This is a genomic window from Algoriphagus sp., from assembly GCF_029254265.1.
Lineage (GTDB): Bacteria > Bacteroidota > Bacteroidia > Cytophagales > Cyclobacteriaceae > Algoriphagus.
This window is the reverse complement of sequence record NZ_JAQWXX010000067.1, coordinates 25,617-32,079: the sequence shown is the minus strand read 5'-3', so window position 1 is coordinate 32,079 and position 6,463 is coordinate 25,617. Positions and strand designations below refer to the sequence as shown.

9 protein-coding genes and 1 pseudogene are annotated in these 6,463 nt (G+C 39.6%); 3 read left to right on the top strand and 7 right to left on the bottom strand.

Features of this window, described 5'->3' with window-relative positions; genetic code table 11:
- Together P8O16_RS09745 and P8O16_RS09740 are read right to left on the bottom strand one after the other, a co-directional pair.
- Positions 1-344: pseudogene (locus P8O16_RS09745) on the bottom strand (IS3 family transposase); the annotation flags it as partial.
- Positions 341-739: a transposase gene (locus P8O16_RS09740; protein ID WP_300313916.1), complete on the bottom strand. Its 399-nt coding sequence runs from the start codon at positions 737-739 to the stop codon at positions 341-343. The pseudogene P8O16_RS09745 and the gene P8O16_RS09740, both read right to left, overlap by 4 nt.
- A gap of 64 nt (positions 740-803) precedes the next feature.
- On the opposite strand from P8O16_RS09740, the gene P8O16_RS09735 reads away from it, so the two are divergent.
- Complete coding sequence (locus P8O16_RS09735) at positions 804-947, top strand: hypothetical protein (protein WP_300313914.1); 144 nt, start codon at positions 804-806, stop codon at positions 945-947.
- A 175-nt stretch (positions 948-1,122) separates the two neighbouring features.
- Here P8O16_RS09735 and P8O16_RS09730 read toward each other — a convergent pair whose 3' ends face one another.
- The 4 genes from P8O16_RS09730 to P8O16_RS09715 form a co-directional block, all read right to left on the bottom strand.
- On the bottom strand, positions 1,123-1,770 hold the full coding sequence (locus P8O16_RS09730) for a DUF6266 family protein (RefSeq protein ID WP_300313910.1): 648 nt from the start codon (positions 1,768-1,770) through the stop codon (positions 1,123-1,125).
- 348 nt (positions 1,771-2,118) lie between these two features.
- The gene (locus tag P8O16_RS09725; protein ID WP_300313907.1) at positions 2,119-2,313 is read right to left on the bottom strand and encodes a hypothetical protein; all 195 of its coding nucleotides are present in this window, start codon (positions 2,311-2,313) and stop codon (positions 2,119-2,121) included.
- 18 nt (positions 2,314-2,331) lie between these two features.
- Positions 2,332-3,237 (bottom strand): terpene synthase family protein, encoded by a 906-nt coding sequence (locus P8O16_RS09720; RefSeq protein WP_300313904.1) that lies wholly within the window; start codon positions 3,235-3,237, stop codon positions 2,332-2,334.
- A complete protein-coding gene (locus tag P8O16_RS09715; protein ID WP_300313902.1) occupies positions 3,234-3,812 on the bottom strand; it encodes a hypothetical protein in 579 nt (192 codons plus the stop codon). Before P8O16_RS09715 ends, P8O16_RS09720 begins: the two co-directional genes overlap by 4 nt.
- Before the next feature lie 251 nt (positions 3,813-4,063).
- On the opposite strand from P8O16_RS09715, the gene P8O16_RS09710 reads away from it, so the two are divergent.
- Both P8O16_RS09710 and P8O16_RS09705 read left to right on the top strand, forming a co-directional pair.
- Positions 4,064-4,531 carry a MauE/DoxX family redox-associated membrane protein gene (locus P8O16_RS09710; RefSeq protein WP_300313899.1) on the top strand — a complete coding sequence of 156 codons (468 nt, stop codon included), beginning with the start codon at positions 4,064-4,066 and terminating at the stop codon, positions 4,529-4,531.
- Positions 4,532-4,693: 162 nt separating this feature from the next.
- Positions 4,694-4,978 carry a hypothetical protein gene (locus tag P8O16_RS09705; RefSeq protein WP_300313896.1) on the top strand — a complete coding sequence of 95 codons (285 nt, stop codon included), beginning with the start codon at positions 4,694-4,696 and terminating at the stop codon, positions 4,976-4,978.
- 53 nt (positions 4,979-5,031) lie between these two features.
- Here P8O16_RS09705 and P8O16_RS09700 read toward each other — a convergent pair whose 3' ends face one another.
- Positions 5,032-6,414, bottom strand: a complete 1,383-nt coding sequence (locus P8O16_RS09700; RefSeq protein WP_300313893.1) for a RagB/SusD family nutrient uptake outer membrane protein — start codon at positions 6,412-6,414, stop codon at positions 5,032-5,034.
- Positions 6,415-6,463: the final 49 nt, after the last annotated feature.

Below are 6,463 nucleotides of genomic sequence, written 5' to 3'. Positions count from 1 at the left end.
CTCTGAATCACTTGGAAAGGCCTGTTGACACTCATTCCTTCAATTAGATTGGGATAATATAAGTCTCCGCTATAAGTGGTCCGATGGTAGTTTCTGACCCGCTTGACACCATAGCCCAGCTCGAGAAAAAGCTCACAAAACTTATCCCTACCCATCCAATTGGGGTTCAGGGTACGATACATCTTTTCAACCCCACACCCGGGGTGCTCTTCCTTGAGCTGGTCGGCTAACACTACCAACTCGGCCAGCTCCAGGTCAAAAGTATCCTGACGCGTTCTAGCCTGCTGGACTGCTTGTTTGCTGACTCCGACAGTCCGATAAAGTTCATTGAGGGAATAGCTCATGACTTGCCTGTTGGATTGGAACCACCAGAGGGTGGGGTGTTGGAGTTTTTTTTGATGTCGATCGAATACGTTTCTTTGGCTAGATCAATCATCTTTTCCAAGTAATCAATCTTAATCTGCTTCTGGCCTACAGCCCGTTCCAGCTCCTTGACTTTTTCTTCGAGTAATTTAAGCTTATGGGTTTGACTGTCTTTCATCTCCACGATTCTGATGTTTTTTTCATTATAAGTAGAATACTTGTAAATCCACTTGTAAATGGATCTGTTTGAAATACCATAATACCGCTCCATCTTGGGAACCGACAGCACACCTTTTTCAAAATCATCTACTATTTTACGCTTGAATTCTTCTGAAAATTCCCGCCTTGAATTGATCCTTTTTCCCGTTTTTAACATTTTTCAAGTAGCTTTAAAACGGTCAACCTATATCAGGGAATGACAGCTGGATGTCGGATGTCAGATGTCGAGTGACGGAGGTTGGAGGACGGAAGTGGGAAGTGGGAGGTTGGAGGACGGATGTCAGATGACGGATGACGGAAGTGGGATGTGGGAAGACCGAAGACGGGAGACGGGAGACGGAAGCTGGATGTCGGATGTCAGATGACAGATGTCGGGTGTCGGGAGACGGGAGACGGGAGAAGGGAGACGATTCCAATTCTTAACGATTTAACGATTAACGTTTAACACTTAACGATTTAACACTTTAACAATTAACGCTTAACGTTTTAACGCCTTAACAATAATATTTAACATTCAACGATCAACGTAAATTCGAATAATCAAAATCCTTTCAAACATTGAGAATCTGAAAAAACCGTATTCCCGCCTTGGACTTTTTTACTAAAAGCGAAATACAAGAAAAAGTCTGCTTCGGTGAATGAGTTAAGAAGCCTAAAGGCTTGAGATCCATGCTTTCTAAATGATCCAGATCTAATAAACTGGACTTTTTTTTCAGAAGGCTGATAAAGTAAAACAAAGCAGCGGTCCGAATCTCTAGCACTTCCATCGAATCCATTTGGAGTCCAAGTGATGCGGTAATTCCTACCTTCTAATTTTTCCAAATTCAGATTCTGCGCGGGGGTCAGATCTCCTTTGGATACTTGAATTTTTTCCGGAATAAGTACCGCTGTTCCATTCTCATTTCGCATCGCATTTTTTATAGCCCAGGACATGGCCGTATGGATTCCACGCTTGCCGCCAATTGAGAATTGACCAAAACCAATATTCAACTGATCTTCTATGGGAAGTAAAAAGCGCTGTGCCAATACAAAGCAATCCTGATAATAGCGCTGCAAGGGACTAGACTTGAAGTTTTCCTTTTTACCGGGCCTTTTCCTTACAACTGTCTTTCCTTTCAATTGATAGATGACCAAATTGCCCAACCTACCAGAGAAGCTTCCCAAAACAAAATTTTCAATTTTTCCCATCGCTAATTTTCAATAAATGGTGGTAAAGAATTAATACTCATTGGCTATCTAGCTCAGTTTAAATCCCTATCAAGTCCCAAGAGATCTAGGGACTTAATAGGTAGATGATAGGTAGAAGGTAGGTAGGAACCCGGTTCCAACCCAAGCTACGATACCTAAGAGAATACCCTTATTTGATCTAATATGTATATCCCCAATGATGAAAGTCCTTATATTTTCTTTGACAGATGTCAGATGACGGATGTCGGATGCCGAATGTCCTGGAGGCCTAATGTAAGGGGAATACTAGCTTAGCTGATCACTCCGTATAATCATATTATAAAGCAGTGTTAAGTTTAATCAGTCAAATCAAGAGAGGTAATCGTTTACCACCTGCTCGGGAATTCCGGAAAATGCTGAGAATTCGGAAATAGTGACAAATTGATTTTCTCCTTTTTCAAAGTGAATCCGGATTTTTTTCAAAATATCATGACCGTATCGTTCACTTCTTCCTGTAATTCTTTGAACATCCTTGGGGAATATGACGCATCGTTTTTTGATCATTTTTTCTATTCATTTGAGTTAGTTTTTGATCTGTCCGTTTATTGCTGTGCTGTATCTCAGGGTATCCTGTTCGGACCAATACAGACAGCCACCGATGAGCAACAAAAAGCTGCGAAGCCAGCTATCAGAGTTATGGGTCCATCCTTTACTAAAAGATGATAACTCCCATATTTCGTTGGTGAGTATTTCAATTTGTTTTTTATGTAATTCTATGGCTTGGTTTTCAGGAATCTCCAGGTAAAACTCACTTAGAAGAATGCCATTACTAAAATCTCCAAGAGCTCTTTCTTTAGAAAGGGATATAATGTCATTGCTGATGCAAATTAGCTTAGCCGCTTTCTGTTCAAGTTTTATGGCTTGACTAGGCTCCTGTTCAAATTCTAATTTTAGAATATGTAAGGCCAGAAATACCCCCAAACTGTGAATTCTATTCTGCCAGTAATCTTCTAGGTCAGGCTTTTGCTTCGCCATTTTATTTGTGATTTCCCATTCCAAACCACCTAAATATGCATCCCATATCTTGTTCCATTCAGAAAACCAATTATCTGGGGAGGACTCCTGAAAACCCTTAATCTGTTTTTTAATCAATGTCTTGAACTCCAAAATTTCCTGATTAAAGCCAATTGAATTCGTCTCTTTTTGTCTAAGCAAAGTCAAGCATTTTTTAGACTCTAAGGGAGAAATTCTATCCAATAGATCATCCAATAAAAAAAGACAAAGAAATAGCCGCATGCAGCTTTGCAAATTTTCTCTTGAAAATTCAGGCAAGAGATAGGCGGCGAACCAATTAATTCTATGGGCAAAGATTCCCTTGAAAATAGCTTTATTCCAAGAGGGAAGATGGAATCTAAGCCAATCCAAAACCTCTGTTTCTAGCTGAGGGCAATAAATAGAAATCGCAATTGGAAAAGAATTGGTCTTCATGGATGCTCTTCATTTAAGAATCGATTCACTGTTTTCACATCCACGTTAAAGAACCCTGCTATATCGGATTGGGTAAGAAATTCATGCAAATCAGGAAATTTGGAAATTAAATCGAAATAACCTGATTTAAGTTTTTTGACCTTCATAAGTTGAAGGAAGGCTAATCGTTGATTAATCCGATTAGGAACCTTATTAGCCAAAAAATGAAATTCAGGTAAATTTTTAATCACCAACCCTTCCCCGATCTTGGATAATTCAAAAAATGTAACTGTGGTTAAGGCTTTTATCAGATGATCTGTTTCGCTGCCATCCAAGTAGGAGTACCTGTCAAACACAGTATCCGAAACAGTAAAAACGCTCTCAAGCCTATGTATCCCATCATGGGACAGGTAAAAACCCATTTTCCCCTCACAGATATATCTGCTACAGGTGTCTGCTTTGCCGGGTTCCTTTAAAATGGTACCTCTTTTGACTTTTTTAAGAATCAAATACCTAAGTAAATGATGGTAAGATTCCAAAGGAATTATCTCCAAAGAATCATAATCTGCTTTCATTTTTTCTATACAGCCATTCATAATTAAAAAGGGTTAAAATTGATCGATTTCTTAATAAGCTTCTTGCAGAAAGCATTGGAAAATCGATTGAACTAAAAAACTTGAAATAAATTACTGGACTAGGAATCTAATTTCAAAATATAAAACTGAATAAATTAAAAAATAAGGTGAAAAACAGGACATTTACCCTGTTTTGCAGCTATTTATTTCTCTTAGAAGACATTTTGCCTAGCTTTTTTCTGTTTATCATTTCTAAGTTTCGATTCCAAACCATGAAAGATAACAGACTACCTTCCAGTATTTTAATCGCAGTATGGGTCTATACAGGCTTAGAAAAACTTATACGTTTTGAAGAAAGCAGAAGGGCTTTTCAGAATCAGGTCTTTCCCTACGATATCGCAGATCTACTAAGTTACGGAGTCCCAATTCTGGAATTGTGTTTGACTGTCCTATTGCTTTTCTCGGCAACAAGATGGCTTGGTTTCTTGGCAAGTCTAATTCTCCTAAGTGCATTCAGTACCTATATAGGATTGATCTGGATAGAAGTTTTTCCAAGAGTTCCCTGCAATTGCGCCGGAATTATAGAATCTCTGGGGTGGGATGAGCATTTATTACTAAATATAATCTTGATGCTATTTGCTTCCTGGGGCCTTTATGGAAGTAGTCCTTCGAACAAAATACTTAAAGGCAGAGGGGCTGTATTTCCTCTGCCTAAGGTCAAGTCCTGCAAGACATCATGACCTTCAAAAAATAGAAAAAGTCCACTATTTCTTTAGCAGCTGTGGGGAGAAGAACAGCTGTCCCCAATGGTGGCAAGGGCCAAGCCGAAAACCCTTTGATCGAGTAGGCATAAAATCAAAACGGTTTGTCTCTTTTTGATTGGTTAAAAAAGGGTCAATACTATGAATAATCTAAGAAAACTGCTTCCAGCACTTGCATTGGTACTTGGAGCATTTGCAGCAATGGCGATGAATTTGCCAAATTTTGAAGCGGAAAGATCCGCTACAAAAATATGGACACCTGACTCTTCCCATCCTGATGGATACAGAGAGGTTACTGCTATCGTCCAAGGGAATGACTATCAGTGCAATCAAAGTTCTATGGACTGTCTAGTGGAATTTTCCAACGATGATCCCGCTACCGGAATCCCAAATATCCTTAGTCAAGGAGTATTTGTAGAACTTTAAAATTTGTATCGATAGTATATTAACCCAAGGCCCTTTGGACCTTGGGTTTCTTTTTACCTCGGATTTTGTTCAATTCCACTTCGTGTAATTTCATCCATCGGTATAGGAAAAGTATATCTTAAGGAGTTTGGCACTAATTCATAGCGCTGTCCCTTCACTTCCCTTACTAAAGTGATTCCTGCGCCTTCTTGGTTTAGCCTTCGCAGATCCATCCAGCGAAGTCCTCTTCCAAAAAGTTCCTTTCTTCGCTCCTGAAGAATCCTTTCCAATAGTTCACTGGAATTAAGTGAAGCAATAGGTTCCCAGAATTCAGAATCATATCGAAGTGCAAGCAACTCATTTAGAAATTTCAAAGCTTCTCCATCCTCCCCCATTCTTGAAAATCCTTCGGCAGCATTGAGGTAAAGTTCTCCAACACTCAAGCCTCCAAAATTCCGGGTATCACCTGAAATTTTGCCTGTGTAAATGAACTGCCCGTTGGAAGCTCTATCAAAAAAGGCCTTTTTCCGCAAATCATTCTCATCATACAAATCCATTAATGTGGAATCAACAAACACCTCATTGGATCTAAGAAATGAAAGGCTAAATAGTGTGGAATAAAATATCGTTTCCTGATCAAACCTGACAAACGGTCTTGAGGCATTAACATTTATATTGTTGAAATCCAGCCTATCGCTATAAATCTCCAAAGCCTCCTTTGCTGCATTTGCTGCCTCAGGGTAGCGAAAAGTATTCAAATATGCTCTGGAGAGGGCTCCCAAAGCGATGGCTTTAGTGGGTCTGGTTTTAGGTTCAGCTCTATCAGGCAATAAGGAGACAGCCAAATTCAAATCCTCAAAAATCTGATCGTAAGTTTCCAGGAGACTGCTACGCCTGATGGGTTCATTCACGTCAGGGCTTTCCTTAATTACTATTCCTAAAATTCTGCTATTGTCTGCACCTTTCTGGAATGGCTGTGAAAATTGATCCACTAACTGTAGGTAGGCGTAGGCTCTGAGAAAATAAGCAGAACCCTGTAAAGTATTATAAAACTGATTCCTTTCTCCTTCATATTTACTGAGAACATCTAAGGCTACATTGGAATAGAAGACTTGCGCGTAAACACTATTCCAATCACCCGCAAAGCCACCTAAAAAGGGATCTTCCTGCCAAGTAAAGGTAGCTTGCTCTATAGGATTTCCCAATGCATCAAATCCGGCATCCGTAATCCAAACTTCCTCAGATGCGATAAGGGGTAAAACAGGCTGGGCATTGAATATATTGGTATTATCCAACATACTCTGTACATCCTCCAGCGTAGTGGGTACAACCAGACTCTGATCCGGTTTTACCTCCAGAAATTCCGAACAGGAAAAGACTCCAAGGGAGCATACAAGAGTTAACAGGATTCCCAGCCTTCTCTTGATTAATTTAGTTTGAAATGATATATTCTTCATATGATTTTTTTTTAAGGTAAAAGGGGTCTGGGATGATTAGCTCCCAGAC

Coding starts and splice junctions, on each gene's coding strand:
- P8O16_RS09705 (WP_300313896.1), top strand. CDS start 4,694: ATGAATAATCTAAGAAAACTGCTTCCAGCACTTGCATTGGTACTTGGA.
- P8O16_RS09735 (WP_300313914.1), top strand. CDS start 804: ATGTCGAGTGACGGAGGTTGGAGGACGGAAGTGGGAAGTGGGAGGTTG.
- P8O16_RS09715 (WP_300313902.1), bottom strand. CDS start 3,812: ATGAATGGCTGTATAGAAAAAATGAAAGCAGATTATGATTCTTTGGAG.
- P8O16_RS09730 (WP_300313910.1), bottom strand. CDS start 1,770: ATGGGAAAAATTGAAAATTTTGTTTTGGGAAGCTTCTCTGGTAGGTTG.
- P8O16_RS09725 (WP_300313907.1), bottom strand. CDS start 2,313: ATGATCAAAAAACGATGCGTCATATTCCCCAAGGATGTTCAAAGAATT.
- P8O16_RS09710 (WP_300313899.1), top strand. CDS start 4,064: ATGAAAGATAACAGACTACCTTCCAGTATTTTAATCGCAGTATGGGTC.
- P8O16_RS09700 (WP_300313893.1), bottom strand. CDS start 6,414: ATGAAGAATATATCATTTCAAACTAAATTAATCAAGAGAAGGCTGGGA.
- P8O16_RS09740 (WP_300313916.1), bottom strand. CDS start 739: ATGTTAAAAACGGGAAAAAGGATCAATTCAAGGCGGGAATTTTCAGAA.
- P8O16_RS09720 (WP_300313904.1), bottom strand. CDS start 3,237: ATGAAGACCAATTCTTTTCCAATTGCGATTTCTATTTATTGCCCTCAG.